Origin of the sequence: Gardnerella vaginalis (assembly GCF_001546455.1) — a bacterium.
GTDB classification, from domain to species: Bacteria; Actinomycetota; Actinomycetes; order Actinomycetales; family Bifidobacteriaceae; genus Bifidobacterium; species Bifidobacterium vaginale_B.
This window is the reverse complement of record NZ_KQ956810.1, coordinates 58274-58566: the sequence shown is the minus strand read 5'-3', so window position 1 is coordinate 58566 and position 293 is coordinate 58274. Positions and strand designations below refer to the sequence as shown.

Genomic DNA, 293 nt, shown 5'->3' with positions numbered 1-293 from the left:
TGCCAGAATGGTGATGTTTGGACGCATGGAACAGACACTAAGTTTGTGATTCAGTTTGAGCTTAGAGGCTCCTATTACAAGCATGGCGATGTTGCTCGTCTTGGTGTTCCTGTTGCCGAAGAAGAGAATATGGGTGGCGGCTGGTGGCGTCAGCGTTGCCAGAATGGTGATGTTTGGACGCATGGAACCGACAAAAAGCTTGTGATTCAGTTTGAGCTTAGAGGCTCTTACTACTCGCACGGCGGTGCTGGCTGGCTTGGCGCTCCTGTTGCCGATGAGGAGAACATTGGTGG

The 293-nt window shown here is 51.5% G+C and carries 1 pseudogene; it reads left to right on the top strand.

Features of this window, described 5'->3' with window-relative positions:
- Positions 1 to 293, top strand: a pseudogene (locus HMPREF3216_RS06605) (glycosyl hydrolase); the annotation flags it as partial.